This window comes from Roseomonas sp. KE2513, assembly GCF_016107305.1.
In the GTDB taxonomy this organism is placed as follows: Bacteria; Pseudomonadota; Alphaproteobacteria; order Acetobacterales; family Acetobacteraceae; genus Roseomonas.
The window spans coordinates 18,402-41,623 of record NZ_RCVR01000012.1 but is presented as its reverse complement, the minus strand read 5'-3'; the positions used below and the strand labels follow the sequence as shown (position 1 = coordinate 41,623).

At 70.8% G+C, this 23,222-nt stretch carries 13 protein-coding genes; 3 read left to right on the top strand and 10 right to left on the bottom strand.

Annotated elements, in window-relative coordinates:
* Positions 1–67 precede the first annotated feature (67 nt).
* A complete protein-coding gene (locus D9599_RS13820) occupies positions 68–421 on the bottom strand; it encodes a hypothetical protein (protein WP_198381820.1) in 354 nt (117 codons plus the stop codon).
* A gap of 71 nt (positions 422–492) precedes the next feature.
* On the bottom strand, positions 493–1,836 hold the full coding sequence (locus D9599_RS13815) for a glutamate--cysteine ligase (RefSeq protein WP_198381819.1): 1,344 nt from the start codon (positions 1,834–1,836) through the stop codon (positions 493–495).
* A gap of 228 nt (positions 1,837–2,064) precedes the next feature.
* Here D9599_RS13815 and ubiA point away from each other — a divergent pair, with 228 nt between their 5' ends.
* The 3 genes from ubiA to D9599_RS13800 all read left to right on the top strand — a co-directional run bounded on the left by ubiA (position 2,065) and on the right by D9599_RS13800 (position 4,195).
* Positions 2,065–3,000, top strand: coding sequence for a 4-hydroxybenzoate octaprenyltransferase (gene ubiA / locus D9599_RS13810; protein WP_198381818.1), 936 nt, complete (start codon positions 2,065–2,067; stop codon positions 2,998–3,000).
* Positions 2,997–3,653 (top strand): methyltransferase, encoded by a 657-nt coding sequence (locus D9599_RS13805; RefSeq protein WP_198381817.1) that lies wholly within the window; start codon positions 2,997–2,999, stop codon positions 3,651–3,653. The genes ubiA and D9599_RS13805 overlap by 4 nt, the downstream gene beginning before the upstream one ends.
* Before the next feature lie 113 nt (positions 3,654–3,766).
* Positions 3,767–4,195, top strand: a complete 429-nt coding sequence (locus D9599_RS13800) for a response regulator (RefSeq protein ID WP_198381816.1) — start codon at positions 3,767–3,769, stop codon at positions 4,193–4,195.
* On the opposite strand, the gene D9599_RS13795 is transcribed toward D9599_RS13800, so the two are convergent.
* The 8 genes from D9599_RS13795 to D9599_RS13760 form a co-directional block, all read right to left on the bottom strand.
* Positions 4,157–5,641 carry a sensor histidine kinase gene (locus D9599_RS13795; protein ID WP_198381815.1) on the bottom strand — a complete coding sequence of 495 codons (1,485 nt, stop codon included), beginning with the start codon at positions 5,639–5,641 and terminating at the stop codon, positions 4,157–4,159. The two genes, D9599_RS13800 and D9599_RS13795, sit on opposite strands and share 39 nt — an antisense overlap.
* Before the next feature lie 72 nt (positions 5,642–5,713).
* Complete coding sequence (gene treY, locus D9599_RS13790; RefSeq protein ID WP_198381814.1) at positions 5,714–8,524, bottom strand: malto-oligosyltrehalose synthase; 2,811 nt, start codon at positions 8,522–8,524, stop codon at positions 5,714–5,716.
* A gap of 13 nt (positions 8,525–8,537) precedes the next feature.
* Complete coding sequence (gene malQ / locus D9599_RS13785; RefSeq protein ID WP_198381813.1) at positions 8,538–10,571, bottom strand: 4-alpha-glucanotransferase; 2,034 nt, start codon at positions 10,569–10,571, stop codon at positions 8,538–8,540.
* Positions 10,568–12,337 (bottom strand): malto-oligosyltrehalose trehalohydrolase, encoded by a 1,770-nt coding sequence (gene treZ / locus D9599_RS13780; protein WP_198381812.1) that lies wholly within the window; start codon positions 12,335–12,337, stop codon positions 10,568–10,570. Before treZ ends, malQ begins: the two co-directional genes overlap by 4 nt.
* Entirely contained in the window at positions 12,334–14,445 is a 2,112-nt protein-coding gene (gene glgX, locus D9599_RS13775) for a glycogen debranching protein GlgX (protein ID WP_198381811.1), read from the bottom strand. Before glgX ends, treZ begins: the two co-directional genes overlap by 4 nt.
* Before the next feature lie 15 nt (positions 14,446–14,460).
* On the bottom strand, positions 14,461–16,608 hold the full coding sequence (gene glgB / locus D9599_RS13770) for a 1,4-alpha-glucan branching protein GlgB (protein WP_198381810.1): 2,148 nt from the start codon (positions 16,606–16,608) through the stop codon (positions 14,461–14,463).
* Positions 16,605–19,877: a maltose alpha-D-glucosyltransferase gene (gene treS, locus D9599_RS13765; RefSeq protein ID WP_198381809.1), complete on the bottom strand. Its 3,273-nt coding sequence runs from the start codon at positions 19,875–19,877 to the stop codon at positions 16,605–16,607. Before treS ends, glgB begins: the two co-directional genes overlap by 4 nt.
* A gap of 11 nt (positions 19,878–19,888) precedes the next feature.
* Entirely contained in the window at positions 19,889–23,146 is a 3,258-nt protein-coding gene (locus D9599_RS13760) for an alpha-1,4-glucan--maltose-1-phosphate maltosyltransferase (protein WP_232480492.1), read from the bottom strand.
* Between the last annotated feature and the right edge of the window lie 76 nt (positions 23,147–23,222).

Below are 23,222 nucleotides of genomic sequence, written 5' to 3'. Positions count from 1 at the left end.
ACTGCCGTCGCCCGTGCGTGCCTCCCAGACCCCAGGTCGTACCCTGGGTTTGAGGCCCCGCTCGCCGTCAGCCCGTTCCCCAGATTTGCCAGGCCGTTCCGAGCAGACCTGCCACGATGAGGGCGAGGCCGCAGGCCCGGTAGTAGCGCAGCGGCGAGGTAGCACGCGCCACGGCCTCGTCCGCTGCGGCACGTTCCTCGGGCGACCGGCCGCGGGCCGCCCGCGCCTCGAACACGGCTTGGCCCCAGGTGGGAGTGCGCTCGGAGAGTTCCGCCCGCGCGCAGGTCAGCGCAGTCAACAGGCCCAGGATGAGCACGCCTGGGAAGCCCAGGACGAGCACGACACCGAGACTGGCGGCGATCAGGGCGAAGATGCCGACCCAGGCGATGCCGTCGACGATGGTGCTGGCGGATCGGCGCATGCCGCAGCTTGGCATCGCGCCGCCCGTTTGTCCGCTCCTCCCTCCGAAGCCGGATGGCGGCTCCAGTCGCGTCAGAGCTCCGCTTCGCCAAACACCCGCGACACGTCCCCGCCCCATTCGGCGGCGTTGCGGCGCAACCAGTGGTCGGCCTGGGTCTCGCCGGAGGCGGCGATGCGTTCCAGCGGCTCGAGGAAGCGTTCCTCGCCCTGGCCACGAGCGCGCAGGCCCTCGTGGGCGATGGTGAGCACGTCGCGTGCCACCTCGCGCAGCGGGACGCCGCCGATCGCGGCATCAAGCGCTTGCATCGGCACGTCGGCACGGAGCGCGTGGAGCTGGGCGACGGACCAGGGGCGCACGAGGCTGGCGGCGGCCTTCAGCGCGGCGGCGTCGTAGAGCAGGCCCACCCAGAAGGCCGGCAGCGCGAGGACCATCTCGGCCGAGCCCATGTCGGCGCCGCGCATCTCGAGGAAGCGCTTGAGGCGGACATCGGTGAAGACGGTGGTCACGTGGTCGGCCCAGTCGCCCATGGTGGCGCGCACGGAAGGATCGGAGGGCAGGCCCTTGGCCATGAAGTCGCGGAAGGTGGTGCCCGTCGCGTCCACGAAGCGGCCGTCGCGCATGACGAAGTACATGGGTACGTCGAGCACGTGGTCGGCAAAGCGCTCGAAGCCGAAGCCGTCCTCGAAGGCGACGGCGGGGATGCCGGTGCGGTCGGGGTCGGTGCGGGTCCAGACCTGGCCGCGCAGCGTGCGGTACTCGGTCGCCTCGCCCTCCCGGAAGGGCGAATTGGCGAAGAGGGCGGTGGCCAGCGGCTGGAGCGCGAGGGAAACGCGGAGCTTCTGCACCATGTCCGCCTCGTCCCCGAAATCGAGGTTGGCCTGCACGGTCGCGGTGCGGAGCATCATGTCGAGACCCATGTCGCCCACGCGCGGCATGTAGTTCCGCATGATCGCGTAGCGGGTCTTCGGCATCCAGGGCATGGCGTCGCGCGTGGCGAGCGGGTGGAAGCCGAGGCCGGCGAAGCCGATGCCGAGCGGCTCCGCCACCTCGCGCAGGTCGCGCAGGTGGTCGGCCAGTTCGGACTCGGTTTCCTGGATGGTGGCGACGGGGGCCCCGGAGAGCTCGAACTGGCCGCCGGGCTCGAGGCTGACGCTCGCCTCTCCACGCTTGAGGCCGATGATCTTGCCCCCGTCCTCGATCCGCTCCCAGCCCTTCGCGGTCAGCCCTTCCAGCAGGGCGGCGATGCCGGCGGGCTCGTAGGCGGGGGGAAGGAGGGTTTCGCGATGGAAGCCGATCTTCTCGTGCTCGGTGCCGACGCGCCAGGCTGTGCGGGGCTTGCTGCCGGCGGCGAACCAGCCGGCCAGGTCACGCGCGGATTCGATCGGCGTGAGATCGGCCTCGCCAGGGTTAGACATTCTGCGTTCTGCTCGTCCATCGGGTGGGCCAGGTTGCCACGGGCCGCCTGGACCATCCCAGCGCCGAGACCGCCGCCCCGTTCCTGAATTCTGGCCCTGGGCATTCCCGCCCTGGGATTCGGGAGCCGAGGCCGTTCCCCGCAACAAAGGGATGCGGCGGCGGGGCGTCAAGTTCCCACCCCGTGAACCCTCCGTGCGCCCCGGCTTCACAAGGGGGCTGAAGCGGGGATGGACACCCGCCGCGATCCGTCGGAAGGAGGGCGCGTGGCGCCCCATACCGACATCAGGCGGGACGGGCTGGTTGGGTGGCTGCCCACCTCGCTCGTGCCCTACGCGCTGCTGATGCGGCTGGACCGGCCGATCGGCTCCTGGCTGCTTTTCCTGCCGGGCCTCTGGGCCTTCGCCGCTGCCGCGCCCTCCTGGGGGCGCGGGATCTGGCTCACCTTCCTGTTCGGCCTCGGGGCGGTGGTCATGCGCGGCGCGGGCTGCGTGGTGAACGACCTTTGGGACCGTGACCTCGACCGGCAGGTGGCGCGCACCGCGGCGCGGCCGCTCGCCTCGGGGGCGATTTCCACGCGGCAGGCGCTCGCCTTCCTCGCGCTGCTCTGCTTGATCGGGCTCATCATCCTGCTGCAGCTCTCCCCGGCGGCCATCCTGCTCGGCGTCGCCTCGCTGGTGCCGATCGTGCTCTATCCGCTGGCCAAGCGCGTGACGGACTGGCCGCAGGCGGTGCTGGGGGTGGTCTTCACCTGGGCGGCGCCGATGGGCTGGGCGGCGGCCACGGGGGGGCTTTCGGCGCCGGGCCTGCTTCTCTGGGCAGCAGGCTTCGGCTGGACCCTCGCCTACGACACGATCTACGCCCACCAGGACCGCGAGGATGACGCGCTGGTCGGCATCCGCTCATCTGCCCTCACTCTCGGGGAGAGGACGCGGCCCTTCCTGATGGTGGCCTTCGCGGGCTGCATCGCCCTGGTGGCGACGGCCGGGGTGCGGGCGGGGCTGAACCCGATCTTCCTGGTCGGCCTCGCGATGCCGGTCGCGCATTTTGCCTGGCAGTGGCGGGTAATCGACATCCACGACCCCGCGCTCTGCCTCCGGCTCTTCAAGTCCAACCGGGATGCGGGGCTGCTGATCGCCCTCGCCCTCCTGCTGGGACGGCTGTGAGCGGGGACGGGTCCTCGCCCGAGGCCTTCGTCGCCGCCCATACGGCCATTGCCCGCGCGCCGCTGGTGCCGGAGATCCCGCTCCACCTCGCGACCGAGCTGACGCCTCTCTGGCAGGCAACCGAGGAGTGGCTGGGCGAGCGGGGCATCGAGCCGCCCTTCTGGGCCTTTGCCTGGCCGGGCAGCCAGGCGCTGGCGCGCTGGGTGCTGGACGATCCCGCCCGCGTCGCGGGGCGCCGGGTGCTCGATTTCGCGGCGGGCGGCGGGCTGGCGGCGATCGCCGCGGCGCTCTCGGGCGCGGCGGGCGTGGAGGCGGCGGAGATCGATCCCCTCGCCCATGCCGCCATCCGCCTGAACGCGGCGCTGAGCGGCGCGGCAGTGGCCGAGGCGCCCGGGGATGTCGTGGGCAGCGCCTGCCGCTGGGACGTCATCCTCGCGGGGGATGTCTGCTACGAGGCGCCAATGACGCGGCATATCCTGCCCTGGCTGCGCGGCATGGCAGGCGCGGGCGCTACCGTCATCCTCGCTGATCCCGGCCGCGCCTATGCCCCGCGCGAGCGGCTGGAGCCGGTGGCGCATTACCGCGTGCCCGTCACGCGCGAGCTGGAGGACAGCGAGGAGCGCGAAGTTACCCTCCAGCGGCTGCTTCCCTGAGAGGCGTGGAGCACGGTCCCGGTAAATCGCCACACGACCGAAACCCTGCCGTCATGGGCCGGTTCTCCCCCTGTCCGCGCCTTCGTAGCGCCTCCGATGTGAATGGTTTCGCCATGTCCCAGCGTGTCCTGATCGTCGAGGACGAGGTCCTGATCGCTCTCGATCTGGCCTCGGCCCTGGAGGACATGGGCCATGAGGTCGTCGCGACTGCCGGGGACTCCGCCGAGGCGCTTCTCTCCGCGCGGGACGGCTTGGACATCGCCCTCGTGGACCTGAACCTGCGCGACGGCCCGACCGGCCCCTCCCTCGGCGAGACGCTGGCTCGGGACTGGGGGGCGACAGTGATTTATCTCACCGCCAATCCCGGGCAGGTGCCGCAGGGCTGCGCCGGGCCGGTGGGCATCCTGCCCAAGCCCTTCAGCGACACCGCCCTGGCCGCCACGCTCCGCTTCGCCGTCTCCCTGCGAGAGGGCAAATGTGCCCGCCCGCCCGAGGACCTCCGCCTACTGGGCCGTGCGGCGGTGGAGTGCCGCGGCCGGTAGCCAGGCTTCCAGTTCCAGCCCGCCGGGCTGCCAGTGGCGAACGATCTTGCCACTGAGCTGGCCCTCAACGCTGAGGGTCGCGAGGCGGCTGCCGAATCCCTCCCTCTCCGGCGGGCCGGGCACGGGCGGGCCACCGGTCTCCTGCCAGCGCACCCTGATCCTGTCCTTCCCGTCTGGCCCCGCCTCCGTCCAGAAGCGGAGGAGGATCTGGCCGCCCGGAACCGAGAGCGCGCCGTATTTCGCGGCATTCGTCGCCAGCTCGTGAAAGAGCAGCGCGAGCGGGGTCGCGGCGGCGTCGTCGAAGGTCTGATCTGTGCCTTCGATGAGGATGCGATCGGTTGCCTCCTCCACCGCTCCATCAGCCGGGCTCGGGGGGGCTTCGGCCGATCCGCCGGGCACGGTGGCATAGGGCGAGAGCAGGTCCCGCAGGAAGGAGAAGAGCGTCGTCGGGCCAATGACGGGCCTGCTGGCGTCGCTGTGCGGGCGCGCGAACTCGTGCGCCCGCGCCAGGGCTCCGATCCGCCCGCGCAGATCCGCCGCGAAGCGCGTGGCCTCGGGATGGCCGCGGGCAGAAAGGGAAGTGAGCGAGAGGATCACGGCGAAGATGTTCTTGATGCGGTGGCTCAGCTCGTGGCTGAGCATCTCCCGCTCCTCCGCAGCCCGACGCATCTCCTGAATATCGGTGCAGGTGCCGAACCAGCGGCTGACACGCCCGCGTGCGTCGCGCACCGGCACGGCGCGGCCGAGGAACCAGCGCCAGCTGCCATCTGCCAGGCGCAGGCGGTACTCGACCTCGTAGGGCTCGCCGCTGAGGAGGGAGTGGCGCCAGCGCTCCCAGGTATGGGCACGGTCATCCGGGTGGACGATGGTGGCCCAGCCCTCCCCCTCGCTCTCGCCGGGTGGCAGGCCGGTGACCTCGTACCAACGGCGGTTGAAGTAGTCGTGGTCGCCATTGGGAAGGGTGGACCAGACCATTTGCGGCAGGGTGTCGGCGATAGCCCGGAAGCGGGCGTCACTCTCGCGCAGCGCCGCCTCCGTCTCCTTCTGCTCCGAGATGTCGAGCGCGACGCCGGCCAGCCGGTTGGCCCGCCCGCCAGCATCCCGCAGCACACGGCCGCGCAGCTGCACCCAGGTGACGTCCCCGCCCGGTGGCCAGGTCCGGTACGCAAGGTTGAGCGGCGCCCGCCCGGCCAGGGCTGCGACGAGCGCGCGGTCGAGCGCGGGCCGGTCCTCGGGTACCACATGGGCCAGCAGCTCCGGTCCCGTCGCGCCGCGCTCCCCGAGGGCGGGGTCCATGCCATGGAGGACGCAGGCGCGGGCATCGGCGCGGATGAGGCCGGTGCCGGCATCCCAATCCCAGGCACCAGCGATGCCGGAGGCCTCGAGCGCAAGGGCCAGTCTCTGCTCGGCCCAATTGGGGCGGGCAGCAGGCGTATCAGATGGCACGGATGATCCGGGGCGCATGTAACCAAGGCTTGTGCCACGACACGCGCTTCCACACCACCGCGCGAGCGGCGCTCACCCCGCTTCGAGCAGCGCCACCGGCAGCCGGCCCAGCAGCGCCTGGAGAGGCAGGGACCCGCCTTCCGGCGCCGCCTCCCCGCCCAGCGCGTCGCGGAAGCGAAGGCTGGCCAGTGCGGGCGGGAGGGCGAGCGAGGTTTCTGCCCATGCCTCGGCCGGGATGAGCGGCAGGCCCCCCTCCCCCAGCAGCTTCGCGGGCAGGCGGGTGACGACCGTGATGCAGGCTGCCTCGCCCTCGCGCCGGGCAAAGGCGAGCACATGGGCCGCGAGCGGCCCCTGGGCCTCCAGCGGGATGTACTCGCCCGTCGCGAAGAGAGCCGGCTGGCGGGCGCGCAGCGCGAGAGTCCGGGCGATGACCGCAGCCTTCACCCGCCCGTCCTTCCAGTGTGAGAGAAGGTCGGCTGGCGCCTCGCCCGCATCCAGCGCGGCCTCGCGCGCGGGGAAGTCCACGGGGCGGCGGTTATCGGGATCCACGAGGGAGAAGTCCCAGAACTCCGTGCCCTGGTAGAGGTCGGGGATGCCGGGCGCGGTGCAGCGGATGAGGGTCTGGGCAAGACCGTTCGCCGCGCCGGCCGGGGAGAGGCGGGCAACGAGGGCGGCCACCTCCTCCCGCAGGCGGGAGGGCCGGTCCATGGCCAGCATGGCCGTGATGAAGTCCCGGCAGGCGGCCTCGTAGGGCTCGTTCGGCACCGCCCATTCGGAGCGGCGCTTGCCCTCGCGCAGCGCCTTTTCCTGCCAAGCGGCGAGGCGCTTCACGAGGGCTGCGACGCCCTCCTCGTCCGCGGGGTCGAGATCAAGCGGCCAGGCGCCGATGAGCGACTGGTAGAGCATGATCTCGTCGGTGGCGTCCGGCGCGGGCTCGCCGTCCACCTCCTTCTTCAGCACCGTGTTCAGCCGCGTCCAGCGCGTGAGCGTCGCGGCCCATTCATCCGGGATCTCGGAGAGGACGGCCAGGCGCGCGCGGGTATCCTCGCCGCGCTTGTGGTCGTGGGTGGCCGTCGCCAGCAGTTCGCGTGGGAAGAATTTGGCGCGCTCGCGGCAGGTGGCGTGGAAGGCGGCGGGGGTGATCGCGAAATGCGAGGGCTCGGAGCCGACCTCGTTGCGCGAGATGAGGCGGCCGTAGCGGTAGAAGGCGGTGTCCTCCACGGACTTCGCCGCGACGGGGGCCGAGAGCTGCTGGAAGCGAACGGCGGCGCGCAGCCGCTCCCGGCGCTGGGCATGTGGCAGGTGGCGCGGCGGGTCGCCGCCGAGCCAGGAGTCCAGCAGGTCGAGCAACGGGCGCTCGGTGGCGCGCACGGTGCGGCGGGCGCCAGCCATGGCCCAGTCGAGCAGGCGGCGATCGGCCTCGTTGCGCCCGGCGATGCCGACATAGGAGCGGTAGGCCGGGAAGTGCACAAGCACCTCCGTCAGCGCGCGCCTGATGGCCGTCGGCGTGAAGTCGCGGGTCTTGAGGTCGCGGGCGGCGATGCGACGGAGCGCGGCGGCGGTGCCGTTGAGTTCGCTGGCCAGATTGTAGCGCAGGATCTGCCGCCGGGCCTCGCGCGCCTCCTCCCCGAAATCGACGGGGCGGCCGGTCTGATCGTGCCAGAGGGCAGCGAGAGGATCGGCGCCCTCAGGGTCGTGCAGGACGGCGGAGACCTCGTCCATGAAGTTGTAGCCGGTGGTGCCGTCCACCATCCAGTCGCGCCGCAGCTTCTCATGCGGCGCGAGGATCTTCTCGATGAGCAGCAGCGGCTCACCGCGCGGCACACCCTCGGGGCGGCGGGATTCGAGCGCCTGCAGGCGCCGGCGCAGCTTGCGGCAGTAGCCGCGGGGATCGGCCAGGCCGTCCACGTGGTCCACGCGCACGCCGTCGATGAGCCCATTTTCGTAGAGCTTCAAGATAAGGGCGTGCGTCGCCTCGAAGACAGGCGGGCGCTCGACCTGGAGACCGCCGAGGGAGGTGACGTCGAAGAAGCGGCGCCAGTTGATCTCGTCCGTCGCAGCGCGCCACCAGGCGAGGCGGTAGTGCTGCGCCTCCAGCAGCGCGTGCAGGCGGGCGCGGCCTTCCTCATCCTTCGGGTCGTGGGCGGCAATGGCCGCGTCGATCTGCGCGCGGCCCTCGGGCGTCGCGGCGTGGCGCGCGAGCATGTCGAGCGCGAGGCCCGAGGCGGCGCGCGCGGCCTCCGCGTCGTCGCTCGCCGAAAGGGCGCGGAAGGTCTGGGCGAGGCCCGTCAGCATCGCCTCTCCGGTCGCGGAGAGGATCGCCGCGTAGGTCGGCGGCGCGATGGGGAAGCGGTGCTCGAAGTATTCCGCGTAGATCTTGCCGCTCTCGGGCTCGAAATGCAGCGCGAGGTCGCCGGATTCGAGGACGGTGCCGTATGGCGCGCCGAGGAAGGGCGCGAGCATGCGGTTCGTCAGGTCCGGATCCGGCGGGTTCCAGTCGATGTCGAAGAACTTGGCGAAGGGAGATTGCGGCCCCCATTCGAGCACGTCGAGCCACCAGCCGTTGTCGGCGCCGCCGACGCCCATGTGGTTGGGCACGATGTCGAGGATGAGGCCCATGTTGTGGGCGCGCAGCGCGGCGACGAGACGTTCCAACGCCTCCTCCCCGCCGAGCTCCGGGTTGATGCGGTTCGGATCCACGATGTCGTAGCCGTGGGTGGAGCCGGGCCGCGCCTTGAGGATGGGAGAGGCGTAGAGATGGCTGATGCCGAGCTTCGCGAAATAGGGAACCAGCGGCACGGCCGCGTCGAGCGGGAAATCCTTGTGGAACTGCAGCCGGGCGGTGGCGCGCGGCGTGCCGGGGACAGAACCAATAGCGGGCATCAGCGGGCCACTTTCATCGGAATTGGGCAAAGGAGGCGATTCGGGCGGCGGTGTCGTGCTCGTCGAGCAGGGTCGCGGCCTCGCCGGGCAGGCGGCGGCGCCAGTTCGGGTGGGCGCCGGTGGTGCCGGGCAGGTTCGGCGCCTCCTCCAGCGCCAGCGCGTCCTCCAGCGGCAGCAGGGCGAGGGCGCAGGCGGCGGAGGCGACGTGCCGGGCGGCGGCCGTCGCGACCTCCGCGCCGTCGTCCTCCGCGGGCATCGGCCCTTCGGCCGCGCCGCTCTCGCACATGGCGTCCCAGAGGCGGGTGCGGTCCTCGGCGCGCTCGGCGTATTGGGGCGCGCCGTCCGCGCCCTCGCCCAGCAGGCCGAGCTTCACGCGCCAGTCGATGTCGCGCCCGCGCCACCAGCCGGCGACGGTCGGCAGGTCGTGGGTGGTGGTAACGGCGACGGCGCCGGGCGACCAGCTGGTCGGGGGCGTGAAGCTGCGGTCTTTCGCCTGCTCGAAGTAGAGGACGCGCAGGCCCATCACGCCGGTCTCGTCCAGGCGCTCGCGGAAGCCCTCGGGCAGGGTGCCGAGGTCCTCGCCGACGACGATCGCCTTGTGGCGCTGCGATTCGAGCGAGACGAGGCGCATCATGTCCTCCACGGGGAAGTGGAGATAGGCGCCCTCCGCCGCATCCCCGCCCTGGGGGACGAGCCAGAGGCGGGCGAGGCCCATGGCGTGGTCGATCCGCACGCCGCCCGCGTGGCGCATGGCGGCGCGCAGCATCTCCAGGAAGGCGGTGTAGCCGTTGTCCCGCAGCCCGCGCGGCGAGAAGGCGGAGATGCCCCAGGACTGGCCAAGCGGCGAGAAGATGTCGGGCGGCGCGCCGACGCCGACGCCGGCCAGGATCTGCCCCTGGCGCGACCAGCCGTGGCTGCCGCCGCCGTCGGTGCCGACGGCGAGGTCCGCAATGAGGCCGATCCCTGCGCCCGCCTTCTTGAAGGCGGCCTGCGCGGCGCCGAGGCCGCGGTCGGCGATCCATTGCAGGAAGGCGTGGAAGGTGACCTCCTTCGCATGCTCCCCGGCAAAGCGCTCCACGCCCGGGGCCTGCGGGCGGCGGCACTCCTCCGGCCAGTCCTTCCAGTGCCAGAGGGCGGGATCGCGGCCGTAGAGATGCGCGTGCAGCGCCTCAAAGCGCGCGTGGCTCTCCAGTGCCTCGCCGCCCTCCTCGCGGAAGCGGTCGAAGGCGGCGTCACCGGGAAAGCGGTCGAACATCGCGCGGAAGAGGGAGAGGCGCAGCCGCGCGGCCGCGGGCCAGTCCACGAGATCGAGGGATTCGAGGCGCGCGAACTCGTCGGCCAGGCCTGTACTGGCCAGCGCCGCGCGCAGCGCCTCGGCCCCGAGGCTCGCGGGATCGGCGTGCAGCACGTTCAGGAACAGGCGCGAGGAGGGCGCGTAGGGCGAGAAGCGCTCAGGGTCGGCCGAGAACTGCGCGTGGACGGGCGAGATGGCGATGGCGTCCGCGCCCCGGCGCGCCGCGCTGCCGGCAAGCTGGGCGAGGCCGGTGAAGTCGCCGATGCCGGCATCGCCGGTGCGGCGCGGGGAGTAGAGCTGCACCGCGAGGCCCCAGGGGCGCGTGCCCTGCACGATGGCGTGGCCGCGGCGCGGGCAGACCGCGAGGACTGTCCGCTGTCCGCCGATCTCCAACTGGTGGTAGCCGGGTTCCTCCACGGAGGGCAGGGTGCAGAGGCCGTCCCTCTGCCCGGCGCGCCCCTCGCGGATCTCGCCGTTTTCCAGTTGCAGGCGGAACTCCGGCTCGCCGGACAGGCCAAGCAGCACGGGGCGGCCAGCGAGCGCGGTGCAGAGCGGCGGCAGGCCGCGCTGGCTTTCACGCAGGCGCTCGCGGCTCTCGCGGATCGCGGCGTCGCCGTCGGCGGGAAGGCCGAGGGCAGCGAGGATGGCGCGCATCGCCTCCGGCCCGACCTCGTGCTGCTTGTCGTTCACGTCGCGCCATTCCACCGCAATCCCGGCGTCGCGGGCGAGATCGCGAAGGTCGTGGTCGTTCATTCGGGGGGATCCAGGAGTGCGATGGTCGTGCGCGGGGGGAGCGTGCCGGCGGCGAGCGACGCCGCATCGCCGGGCGCGCTCTCGAACACGGTTCGCGCGCCCTTCGCGTTAACATGGGCTGCATCGGCACCGAGATTAGTCGCGATGGTGAGAAGCGAGCCGTCGCCCATGCGCCAGCGCGCGACGACCGCGGCCTCGCCCACCGCTTCCGCGCCCTCGGCCATGGCACCCTTCAGACGCGGGATGATTTCCGCGCGGCGGATCGCCAGCAGCGCCTTGTGGCGGGCGAGGATGGCGGCATGGGGCGGACGCTCGACCTCCGCAGGATCGGGGCGGGAGGCCTCGAAGGTGGCGGGGTCGTTCGGGTCGGGGATGCGGGCGCGCGCGGCCTCGTCCCGGAAAGCGGAGAAATGCGCGAACTCCTTGCGCCTTCCCTCCTTCACCGCCTTCGCCAGCTCGGGGTCCTCAAAGCCCGTGAAGAAGAGGAAAGGGGCGGTCGCGCCCCATTCCTCACCCATGAAGAGCATCGGGATCTGCGGGCAGAGAAGAAGGAGCGCGGTCGCGGCCTTCAGCGCGTCGCGGTCCGCAAGGGCGAAGAGGCGCTCGCCCATCGCGCGGTTGCCGACCTGGTCATGGTTCTGCAGGAAGAGCACGAAGGCGGTGGGCGGCAGGTGGGCGGAGGGCTCGCCGCGGCCGCGCCCGAGATGTGGCATTGTCTCGCCCTGGAAGAGGAAACCCTCGGCCAGCACCCGGGCGAGTTTCTTCGCGCCCTCGCCGTGGAAGTCCTCGTAGTAGCCCTCGCTCTCACCGGTCAGGAGCGGGTGGAGCGTGTTGTGGCCGTCGTCGTTCCACTGCGCGTCGTAGAGGCCGGGCGTGAGCTTGGAGGCGGTGTTGCCCTCGTTCTCGAGCACGAGATGGACCTCGCGCCCCGTGATCTCCGAACGGAGGCGGCGCGCCAGCACGTCCAGCCAGCCCTGGTCGGCGATGGCGTGCACGGCATCCAGCCGCAGCCCATCGATGCGGTAGTCGCGCAGCCACATCAGCGCGCATTCCTCGAAGAAGGCGCGCACCTCGGGGCGGGCGAAGTCGATGGAAGCGCCCCAGGGCGTGTGGATGCCCTCGTCGAAGAACTCCTTCGCATAGGCGTGCAGGTAGGCGCCGTCCGGCCCAAAATGGTTGAACACGCAGTCGAGGAAAACCGAGAGGCCGAGGCCGTGCGCCTCGTCCACCAGCGCCTTCAACTCATCCGGCGTGCCGTAGGAGGGATCGGGGGTGAAGGGCTGCACCCCGTCGTAGCCCCAGTTCCGATCGCCGGAGAAGGCGTTGACGGGCATCAGCTCCACCGCCGTCACGCCAAGGTCGCGCAGGCGGGGCAGCATGGCGCGGATGCCGGCATAGCCACCGCAGGTGCCGGCATGAAGTTCGTAGAGCACCGTCTCGTGCCAGGGGCGGCCGCGCCAGTCCTCGTTGCGCCAGCGGTAGGCCGCGTGGTCCACCAGCACGGAGGCGCCGTGCACGCTCTCGGCCTGGGCACGGGCGGCAGGGTCGGGCACCAGCAGGTCGGGCGAGGTGCGGAAGCGGTAGCGGTCCCCGGCGCGAGCCGGGGCCTCGGCGGTGAACCAGCCGCCGGGAGCGGGTTGCATCGGGACGGGGTCGCGGCCCTCGATTTCCAGGGAGACGCTCCTGCTGGAGGGCGCCCAAAGGCGGAAAGTCGCGCCTCCTTCGTGGAGGATCGGTCCCCAGAGGGACGGTGCGGCGTTCGTCATGTCCGGTCCAGGCGGCTCCACAGCAGGACCAACGAGCGCGCCGCGACGGGCACGGTTTCCTCATTCTCTCGCAACATCCGCTCCTTGGCCTCGGGATCGGCGCTGTCGAGCAGGAGGCACCAGGTCCGGGACACGCCCGGCAGCACGAAGGGCTGGTCGGCGCTGTCGGCGTTCATCAACAGCAGCACCGTGTCCGCGCCGCCCTCCGCCACGCCGTCGGCGCGCAGCATGGCGAATGTTTTCGCCACCGGGTCGTTCCAGGCTTCGGGCGTCATGGGCTGGCCGTCCTGGCCGAACCACTGCGTGTCCGACAGGCCCGGCACCGGCTCGGACCGACCGTGCGGGAAGCGTGCGGGGCGCAGCGGGGCCAAGCGGTGGCGCAGCCGTGTCAGGCGGGCGGTGAAGCGCGCCATGAGTTGCGCCGCTTGCGTCTCCGCGCGTTCCCAATCAACCCAGGAGGTCTCATTGTCCTGGCAATAAGCGTTGTTGTTGCCGCGCTGGGTACGGTTCATCTCGTCGCCCGCCAGGATCATCGGCGTGCCCACGGAGAAGAGCACCGTGGCCAGCATGGCGCGCTTCAGCCGGCCGCGGATCTCGAGGATCGCGGGGTCGTCGGCCTCCCCCTCCACGCCCCAGTTGTGGGAGTGGTTGTCGCTGTGGCCGTCACGGTTGTCCTCGCCATTCGCCTCGTTGTGGCGGTGGTCGTAGGAGACAATGTCCTCCAGCGTGCTGCCGTCGTGCGAGGCGATGTAGTTTACGCTCGCCCAGGGCTTGCGGCGCCTCCGGTCGAACAGTTCCGCCGATCCCGTCAGGCGTGCCGCGAGGTCGGAGCGCATGCCCTGGTCGCCCTTCCAGAAGCGGCGCACACCGTCGCGGAACTTGTCGTTCCACTCGGCGAAGCCCGGAGGGTGGTTGCCCAACTGGTAGCCGCCCGGTCCGATGTCCCAGGGTTCGGAGATGAGCTTCACGCGCGAGAGGACGGGGTCCTGGCGCACAGCGTCGAAGAAGCCGGAGCCGGGATCGAAGCCCGACACCTCCCGGCCGAGGACGCTGCCAAGGTCGAAGCGGAAGCCGTCCACGTGGAAGCTCTCGACGTAGTAGCGAAGGCTGTCCATGACCATCTGCAGCACGCGCGGATGCGACATGTTCACGGTGTTGCCCGTGCCAGTGTCGTTGATGCAGACGCGCGGGTTGTCCGGCAGCAGGCGGTAGTAGGAGGCGTTGTCGAGGCCGCGCCAGGAGAGGGTGGGGCCCATCTCCGATCCCTCGCAGGTGTGATTGTAGACGACGTCGAGGATCACCTCGATCCCGGCCTCGTGCAATCGACGCACAGCGGCGCGGATCTCGTTCAGCGCGCCGGTCGCGAGATAGGCGGGCTCGGGCGCGAAAAAGGAGAGGGTGGAGTAGCCCCAGTAGTTCGTGAGCCCCTTCTCCACGAGAAAGCGATCCTGCAGGAAGGCGTGCACGGGTAGCAGCTCCACCGCCGTCACGCCGATGCGCAGCAGGTGGTCGATGACCGCGGGGTGGCCCAGCGCCTGGAAGGTGCCGCGCACCGGTCCGGGGACCGCGTGGTGCTGCCAGGTAAGACCCTTGAGATGCGCCTCGTAGATGATGGTGTCAGACCAGGGGCGCTCGGGCCGCCGCTCGTTTCCCCAGTCATAGGCACGGTCGTCCACCACCAAGCCCTTGGGCATGGCGGCGGCGCTGTCGCGGCGGTCCATCGTCAGGTCGGCGCGCTGGTTGCCGACGCGATAGCCGAAGAGCGCGTCGGACCAGGTGACGTTGCCGACGAGCTGCCTGGCATAGGGATCGAGCAGCAGCTTCGTCGGGTTGAAGCGGTGGCCGCGCGCGGGGTCATAAGGCCCGTGCGCGCGGTAGGCATAGACGGTGCCCGGTTCCGCATCCGGCAGGTAGCCGTGCCAGATTTCGTCAGTGCATTCCGGCAGGTCGTAACGCGCGATCTCCCGCCGGCCATTGGTGTTGAACAGGCAGAGCTCGATCCTCTCCGCATGGGCGGAGAAGACCGCGAAGTTCACGCCCAGGCCGTCCCAGGTGGCGCCGAGGGGAAAGGGCCTCCCGGGTTCGAGGCACGGGGGCTCCGTCGGCATGGGCGGGGGTGGTCCTTAGGGCGAGAGGATCAGGGTGGCCAACGGCGGCAGCGAGAGGATGAGGAATGCGGGCTGGCCGTGCGAGCCCTCCTCGGTGGCGTCCACCCCGCCATAGTTCCCGATGCCGGAACCGCCATAGGAGGCGGCGTCCGTGTTCAGGACCTCCCGCCAATGGCCGCCCTGGGGCACACCGATCCGGTAGCCATCCCGCGGGACAGGCGTCATGTTGCAGACCACGAGCGCGGGCGTGCCGTCGGCACCGAGCCGGAGGAAGGCGAAGACGCTGTTCGTGTTGTCGTCCCCCACCACCCAGGCGAAGCCCTGCGGATCAGCGTCGCGCTGGTGCAGCGCGGGAAGTGCGCGATAGGTCCGGTTGAGGTCGCGCACCAGCTCCTGCACGCCGCGGTGGCGCGGATCGTCCAGCAGGTGCCACGGAAGCTGTGCGTCGTGGTTCCACTCGGTCGGCTGAGCCAGCTCGATGCCCATGAAGAGAAGCTTCTTGCCGGGATGCGTCCACATGAAGGCGAGATAGGCGCGAAGATTGGCGCGCTTCTGCCAGTCGTCGCCGCGCATCTTGCCCAGCAGCGATCCCTTCCCATGCACGACCTCGTCGTGGGAGAGCGGGAGCACGAAGTTCTCCGAGAAGGCATAGACAAGGCTGAAGGTCATCTCGCCGTGGTGCCAGCGGCGATTGATCGGATCCTCCTCCATGTAGTGGAGAGTATCGTGCATCCAGCCCATGTTCCACTTGTAGTGGAAGCCGAGGCCGCCCTCCGACACGGGCTTCGAGACGCCGGGCCAAGCCGTGCTCTCCTCGGCCACCATGATGGCGCCGGGGCAGCGATGACGGACGGCCTCGTTGAGTTCCTTCAGGAAGGCTACGGCCTCAAGGTTCTCGCGGCCCCCGAAGACGTTGGGCACCCATTCGCCGTGGTTGCGGGAGTAGTCGCGGTAGAGCATCGAGGCTACCGCGTCCACCCGCAGGCCGTCCACGTGATAGTGCTCAAGCCAGTGCAGCGCGGAGGCGATGAGGAAGCCGCGCACCTCCGTGCGGCCGAAATTGTAGATGAGGGTGTTCCAGTCCTTGTGGAAGCCCTCCCGCGGGTCCGCGTGCTCGTAGAGCGCCGTGCCGTCGAACTGCGCGAGGCCGTGCGGGTCCGAGGGGAAGTGCGCGGGCACCCAGTCGAGGATGACGCCGATCCCGGCCTCGTGGCAGCGGTCCACGAAGCGCGCGAAACCCTCGGGCGTGCCAAAGCGCGCGGTGGGCGCGAAGAGGCCGAGCGGCTGGTAGCCCCAGGAGCCGCCGAAGGGGTGCTCCATGATCGGCAGCAGCTCGACATGGGTAAAGCCCATGCCCTTCACATAGGGGATCAGCCGAGAGGAGAGCCCATCCCAATCGCCGGCATGGCCGTCATCGGCACGCCACCAGGAGCCAGGATGCACCTCGTAGATGGCTATCGGTGCGGCCACGTCCTGGGCGGCACCGCGGCGCTCCATCCAGGCGCCGTCCCGCCAGCCATAGGGCACGGGGTTGGACACGATTGAGGCAGTGCCGGGGGCGAGCTCGGCCCGCGCCGCGATCGGATCCGCCTTGAGCGGCAGCACGCCGCCATGCGGGCCGAGGATCTCGTACTTGTAGTGCTCTCCGGGCACGAGGCGCGGGATGAAGATCTCCCAGATGCCCGAGGCGCCGCGCAGGCGCATGGGGTGGCGCCGCCCGTCCCATGAGTTGAAGCCGCCGACGACGGAGACGCGGCGCGCGTTGGGCGCCCAGACGGCAAAGCGCACGCCGGGCACGCCGTCCACGCTCATCGCCTGCGCGCCAAAGACGCGGCCCATCTCGTGGTGCCGCCCCTCGCCGAAGAGGTAGATGTCCATGTCGCCGAGCAGGGGACCGAAGGCGTAGGGGTCCTCCGTCTCCTGCACGCCGCCGCGCCAGTCGATGCGGAGCGTGTAGGGGCCGGGCGGGATCTCGCCCTCGAAGAAGCCGTGGTCGTGGACCTGCGCCAGTTCGACGGGCGCCCCCGCCTCCGGCACGGCCTCGACGCTCAGCGCACCCGGTTGGAAGGTCCGCACCACGCCGCCGTGCCGGCCGAGCACGGCGAAGGGGTCGCCGTGGCGGCCCTCGACGATGGCCTGGATAGCGCCTTGGGTCTCGCTCATGCAGTCACCAGTCGGTCGGCCAGCGCGGAGAGCCCGCGCAGCGGGATGGAAAGCCAGGCGGGGCGGTTCGCCGCCTCGTAGCGCAGCTCGTAGGAGGCCTTCTCCAGCAGGAACAGGTCGAGCAGCGCGTCGCGCGTGGCGGCGGGCGCCCATTGCACGGGGGATGCCGCCTCGGCCTCGTGATAGGCCTCCTGGAAGGCTGCGCCGGCCTCGGTGCGGAAGCGGGCGAGCAGGGTCTCGCGCCGGTCCGGCAGCGCCGTGCTCAGCGCCGAAGAGGCCGCAGCGGCCGCGTAGTCGAGCGACCGCAGCAGGCCCGCGACGTCGCGCAACGGGCTGCCCTTGGCGCGGCGCTCCTCCAGCGTGCGCGCGGGCTCGCCTTCGAAGTCCACGATGACGGCGTCGCCCTGCGCGACCAGCACCTGGCCGAGGTGGAAGTCACCGTGCACGCGCGTCATCAGCGCGCCATCGGCCGATTGCGCGAGCTTGCGCGCAGCCTCCTTGAGTGCATCGCGGCGGGCGAGCAGGCCCTCCGCCATGGCCTTGTCCTCGCCGGTGAGATCAGCCTTCTCCAGCAGGTCCAGCGCGGGATCGAGCTGCGCTATGGCGCCCTCCGCCCAGGCCGTGCGGGAGGCCTCGCCGGCCACTTCCGGGGAGAAGGCGGGATTGTCGCTCGGTGCGGCCAGCGCCGCGTGCAGTTCGCCCAGGCGCTTGCCTAGGGCCGAGATGAAGGAGAGGTAGCCGGCCAGCGCGTCCGTCTCGTCATCCGTCTGGTCGGCGGCGCGGGAGAGCCAGTCGAGGGTCCAGCCCCAGCCGTCGCCCTGGTTGCGGACGAAGCCCTGCACGAGCATCAGCGTGACGGGCACGCCGTCCGCCCCCGTGCGCACGACTTCGCCCAGCAGCGGCGCGATGTTCTCGAAGCCCGCCTCGGTCAGGTGGCGCGTGACCTCGGCCTCCGGGTGAATGCCGGTCACCAGCTTGCGCAGGATTTTCAGCACCGCCTGCTCGCCGACGATGATGGAGGAGTTGGACTGCTCGCCCGGCAGGCGGCGCACCTCGGGCTTCTCGCCGAGGTCCATTGCGTTCAGCCGCTCGCTGCCGATGAAGCGGACGGGACCGTCCTCGGTCTGCGCCTCCGCGCCCTGGCGCAGCGCGCCGAGCACGCGATGCACGAAGTAGTCGGAGGCGAAGGCGTCGGTCAGGTAGCCGACGCGCCGGCCCTGCCGCACGCGGGAAAGCGCGAGCTGGTAGGCGAGCGGGCCGGGCGTCTCGTCCTCCTCCATGGCGGCCAGCGGCACCGCGTAGCGCTCCGTGCGGCCCGGCAGCGTCACCTCGATTTCGGCCAGTAGCGTGTGGATGCCACCCGGGATGGGCGCGAGCGCGCGCAGCTTCGCCGATTGCAGCGTCTCGCTCTTCGAGGCGAACCAGCGGCGCTTAGGCAGCCAAGCAGGCAGCACCTCGCGCTCGATCTCGCCCTTCTGGGCCGGGCCCATGGAGGTCGCGGTGGTGGGGAAGACGATGGTGCGGAGGTCGGGCAAGGGTTCGGGCGCCTTCACATGCCAGGGCGGCAGGGCCTGCTCCGTCGCGAGGACGAACCAGTAGAAGCCGTAGGGCGGCAGGGTGAGGAGGTAGGTGAGCTGTCCGATGGCCGGGAAGGCGGTGCCGCCGAGCATCTCCACGGGCACGCGGCCCGCGTGCTGCGCGAGGTCCAGCTCCACCGCCTGGGCGGAGCGCGAGAGATTGAAGACGCAGAGGATGGATTCACCCCCTTCCATCTCTCGCAGATAGGCGAGCACCTTGCGGTTGCCGGGATAGAGCAGGCGCATGGAGCCGCGCCCGAAGGCCTGGCTGCGCTTGCGCGTGGCGAGCATGCGCCGCATCCAGTTCAGCAGGCTGTGCGCGTCGCGCGCCTGCGCCTCCACGTTCACGGCCTGGAAGCCGTAGAGCGGGTCCTGGATGACCGGCAGCACGAGCCCCGCGGGATCGGCCTTGGAGAAGCCACCGTTGCGGTCGGGCGACCACTGCATCGGCGTGCGCACGCCGTCACGGTCGCCGAGATAGATGTTGTCGCCCATACCAATCTCGTCGCCGTAGTAGATGACGGGCGTGCCGGGCATGGACATCAGCAACCCGTTCATCAGCTCGATGCGGCGGCGGTCACGCTCCAGCAAGGGCGCGAGACGGCGGCGGATACCGAGGTTGATGCGCGCGCGGCGGTCAGCCGCGTAGGTGTTCCAGAGGTAGTCGCGCTCCTTGTCCGTGACCATCTCGAGCGTCAGCTCGTCATGGTTGCGGAGGAAGATCGCCCATTGGCAGCCCTCGGGGATGTCCGGGGTCTGGCGCAGGATATCGGTGATCGGGAAGCGATCCTCCTGCGCGATCGCCATGTACATGCGCGGCATCAGGGGGAAGTGGAAGGCCATGTGGCATTCGTCGCCCTCCCCGAAATACTGCTGCGTGTCCTCGGGCCACATATTGGCTTCCGCCAGCAGCATCTTGCCGACGCCAGCATAGCCGCGCTCCAGCTCGCCGCGGATCAGCTTCAGGACGTCGTGCGTCTCGGGCAGGTTCTCGTTGGTGGTGCCGTCGCGCTCGATCAGATAGGGCACGGCGTCGAGCCGCAGCCCGTCCACACCGGCGTCGAGCCAGAAGCGCATGACGCCGAGGACGCGGTCCACCACCTCCGGGTTGTCGAAGTTGAGGTCGGGCTGGTGGGAAAAGAAGCGGTGCCAGAAGTACTGGCCCGCCACGGGATCCCAGGTCCAGTTCGACTTCTCGGTGTCGAGGAAGATGATGCGCGTGCCCTGGTAGATCTCGTCCGTGTCGGACCAGACATAGAAGTTCCGCTCGGGCGAGCCCTTGGGCGCGTTGCGCGCGGCCTGGAACCAGGGGTGCTCGTTGCTCGTGTGGTTGATGACGAGTTCGGTGATGACGCGCAGCCCGCGGCGATGCGCCTCCTCGATGAAGCGCCTGGCGTCCTCCACCGAGCCGTAGTCCGGATGGACGCCGGTGTATTCGGCGATGTCGTAGCCGTCGTCGCGCCGCGGGCTCGGGTAGAAGGGCAGCAGCCAGAGCGTGTCGACGCCCAGTTCCGCAATGTAGTCGAGCTTGGCCATCAGCCCCGGGAAATCGCCGACGCCGTCGTCGTTCGCGTCGAAGAAGGACTTCACATGGAGCTGGTAGATGACGGCATCGCGGTACCACTGGGGATCCCGCGGGTCGGCCTGATGGTTCGGCAGGGCTTCTGTCTTGGGGGCAGCATCGTCGGGCATGGGTGTTTCTCTCAGGCGCCGAAGGGGCGCACGCGCCAGATGGCGAAGGGCAGGTCGGCGGGATCAAGGCGCATCGCCTGGGCCTTGCCGTAGAGGGCAAAGCGGTTGCCGCGCATCAGGTCCTCCACCTCCAGCCCCTCGTGGTCGGGCAGGCCAAAGCGCCAGAGCGGCAGCTCGTAGCCCGTCTCCTGCACCGTGGAGGGGTCCATCGAGACGGCGACAAGGACCACGTTGGAGCGGTCCGGCGTCGCCTTCTCGTAGAAGAGCACGTTGTCGTTCCAGGCGGTAAGGAAGGTGACGCCGAGATGCGTCTGCAGCGCCGGGTTGGCGCGGCGGATGAGGTTCAGGCGCGTGACCTCGTCCACGATGTCACCCGGGCGGCGGTTCGGCCAGACGCGGATCTGGTACTTCTCGCTGTCGAGATACTCCTCCTTGCCCGGCAGCGGCGTCGCCTCGCAGAGCTCGAAGCCCTGATAGACGCCCCAGAGGCCCGACAGGGTGGAGGCCAGCGCCGCGCGCACGAGGTGCATCGGCCGCCCGCCGGTCTGCAGGTGGCGTGGGTTGATGTCGGGCGTGTTGACGAAGAAGTTCGGGCGAAAGAAGTCGCGCGGCGCTGTGGTGCTCAGCTCCGTCAGGTACTCCGCCATCTCCGCCTTCGTCTCGCGCCAGGTGAAGTAGGTGTAGGACTGCGTGAAGCCGGCCTTTGCCAGGCGGTACATCACCTTCGGCCGCGTGAAGGCCTCGGATAGGAACAGCACGTCCGGGTGGTCGGCGCGGATCTCGCCGATCATCCACTCCCAGAAAGGAAGCGGCTTCGTGTGCGGGTTGTCCACCCGGAAGATCTTTACGCCCTGATCCACCCAGAACTTCACGGCCTGGTAGAGCGCGACCCAGAGGGAGGGCTTGGCGCCCTCCGCGTAGAAGTCGACGTTGACGATGTCCTCGTACTTCTTCGGCGGGTTCTCGGCGTATTTGATCGTGCCGTCCGGGCGCCAGTCGAACCACTCCGGGTGCTCCTTCAGCCACGGGTGGTCCGGGGCGCACTGGATGGCGAAGTCGAGCGCGAGTTCAAGGTTGTGCGCATAGGCAGCGTCGCGCAGGCGGTGAAAGTCCTCGATGGTGCCGAGCGCGGGGTGCAGCGCGTCGTGCCCACCGTCCTCAGAGCCGATGGCGTAGGGGCTGCCCACGTCGTCCGGTCCTGGCGTCAGGGTGTTGTTGCGGCCCTTGCGGTTCTTGCGCCCGATCGGGTGGATGGGCGGGAAGTAGAGCACGTCGAAGCCCATGGCCTTCACGCGCGGAAGCTGGCGAATCACGTCGTCCAGCGTGCCGTGGCGATCCTCGCTGCCGGACTGGCTACGCGGGAAGATCTCGTACCAGCTGGCGAAGCGGGCGGCGATGCGCTCCGCCTCCACGCCGCCGGGCGGGTTCTGGCGCACGCGGTGGGGGCGGTCGTCAGCCAGCGCCATCAGCCCCGCCGTCTCAGGCGAGAGGAGGAGGGCGAGGCGCTCCGACTCAGATGCGGTCTCCAGCGTCTTGGCAAGAAGGTTCAGCGGGCGCTTGGTCGCGCCGATGCGGCCGGCGGCCTTCACGACCAGCCGCCTTCCCTCCTCCAGCTCCAGCGAGACCGGCACGCCCGCCGCGTGCTTCTTCGAGAGCTCGTCGCGATAGCCGGCGAAGACGTCGAGCCAGGCCTCCACCGCGAAGACGTAGCGGCCCATCCGCTCCAGCGGGAAGCTCGCGGTCCAGCGGTCATTGCCGAGCGGCCGCATCCGCACCTCGCGCCAGCCCTTCTCGTCGGCCGTGCGCCAGAGAAGGGCGACGCCGAAGGTGGCGTGGGTGTCGGCAACGATGTCGGCCTCCACCGTCACCACCTCGCCCATCGTGCGCTTCACCGGGAAGCGGCCGCCATCGACCAGCGGCGTCACCGCCTCGATCCCGATGCGCGGGATGGCGACGCCCTGCTCAGGCGGCATGCGGGAGGCGGGCAGGCGGATCACGGGGCTGGCGCGGCCGGCCTGCATCACCCGCACCTCGCCCGGGGACAGGGCGAGGTGGACGCCCGGCACCAGCGGCTGCCCGTCGGCGCCAAGGAAGGGCGCGGGACCGCCGCCGATGCCCGGCAGCACCGTCTCGGGCGCAAGCGTCGTCGCGGCATGGCGGTCGGTGTTGGCGATCACGAGCGTGGCCGAGCTCGCCATGCGCGGATCCTCCGCCGCACGAACCGCCGCCAGAACCGGGGCGCCGGGCCCGCTCAGCGGGCGCATCGGGGCGCCGGACAGCGGCGCGAGGGCGGCGGCGAGCGCCGTCGCCTCCCGCACCTCGGCGGAGAGGTCGTAGGGCGCGTTCTCGCGCAGCCACGCCCAATCGCCCGGGCGGTCCTGGGCTGGGTTGGAAGGGCGGCGCGCGCCGTACTCGAAGCCCTGCGGCACGAGCAGCGCGTCGCAGAGCGTGGCGGCAAGGCGCAGCGAGAGGGCGGCGGCGCGCGTGCGCGCCGCCTCGTCGCCCTCATCCATCGCGGCACGGGTCTCGAAGGGCGCCTCCGGGAAGCCGATGAGGGGGCCGCCCAGAGCTTCGCGCTCGGCCATGAACCAGGCGTCGCGTCCGTTCCACCAGGCGAGCGAGGAGGCCAGGCACCCGAAGCCCGCCCCGCGCAGCGCCGCCGCCTCGTGCCAGGGCATGCCCGTGTTCCAGGCGATGAAGCCCGCGCCGCTGGCGGCACCGATCAGCCGCCCCCAGACTGCCTTCGGCAGTTCGGCCGGCCGGACGGCGCGGAAGCCGGAGACGCCGGCCGAGACCCAGTCTGCCAGCCGGGAGGTCCAGAAGCCCAGCGCTCCCTCCTGCGACAGGTCGAGGCGCGCGAGGCCAAGCCGGACGGCACCGCCGCGAGGGTCGGGCAACTGGGCCTCTACGTCGTGGAACCAGTCGGGGTGGATGGCGACGAGCGCGCCGTCGTTCGCGACGTGCAGCGGCTCGAGGTCGAGCCAGAGTTCCAACCCCGCCGTGCGGCAGGCGGCAGCGATGGCGGCGATGGCGGCGGTGCCGTCTGTTCCGGCTTCCAGCAACGGGTGGGGACGGTCGTGGTCCGCTACCTCCAGCAGGTGGCCCGAGCGGCCGGGAGAGAGCGGCGGCGGCAGGCAGATGCCCCCGAAGCCGAGGGCCGCCACCCTCTCCAGCTCGGGCCCCCATTCCGAAAGCGGGCCGAGCAGGAGCGGGTTCACGTGGTACAGGGCGATGGGGCGCATGGCCGAGCAACGGTCTGTGGCGCTCATGGTTCCCAGCTCCGGCATCTCGGAAAGGCCGAAGGGGGATCGCAGCCCGCGCCCGCCCGGCCAAGCATATTGCGGC

Excerpts from the sequence above, each read along its gene's own strand:
- D9599_RS13820 (WP_198381820.1), bottom strand. The coding sequence starts at position 421 with ATGCGCCGATCCGCCAGCACCATCGTCGACGGCATCGCCTGGGTCGGC.
- D9599_RS13815 (WP_198381819.1), bottom strand. The coding sequence starts at position 1,836 with ATGTCTAACCCTGGCGAGGCCGATCTCACGCCGATCGAATCCGCGCGT.
- ubiA (WP_198381818.1), top strand. The coding sequence starts at position 2,065 with ATGGACACCCGCCGCGATCCGTCGGAAGGAGGGCGCGTGGCGCCCCAT.
- D9599_RS13800 (WP_198381816.1), top strand. The coding sequence starts at position 3,767 with ATGTCCCAGCGTGTCCTGATCGTCGAGGACGAGGTCCTGATCGCTCTC.
- treY (WP_198381814.1), bottom strand. The coding sequence starts at position 8,524 with ATGCCCGCTATTGGTTCTGTCCCCGGCACGCCGCGCGCCACCGCCCGG.
- malQ (WP_198381813.1), bottom strand. The coding sequence starts at position 10,571 with ATGAACGACCACGACCTTCGCGATCTCGCCCGCGACGCCGGGATTGCG.
- treZ (WP_198381812.1), bottom strand. The coding sequence starts at position 12,337 with ATGACGAACGCCGCACCGTCCCTCTGGGGACCGATCCTCCACGAAGGA.
- glgX (WP_198381811.1), bottom strand. The coding sequence starts at position 14,445 with ATGCCGACGGAGCCCCCGTGCCTCGAACCCGGGAGGCCCTTTCCCCTC.
- glgB (WP_198381810.1), bottom strand. The coding sequence starts at position 16,608 with ATGAGCGAGACCCAAGGCGCTATCCAGGCCATCGTCGAGGGCCGCCAC.
- treS (WP_198381809.1), bottom strand. The coding sequence starts at position 19,877 with ATGCCCGACGATGCTGCCCCCAAGACAGAAGCCCTGCCGAACCATCAG.
- D9599_RS13760 (WP_232480492.1), bottom strand. The coding sequence starts at position 23,146 with ATGAGCGCCACAGACCGTTGCTCGGCCATGCGCCCCATCGCCCTGTAC.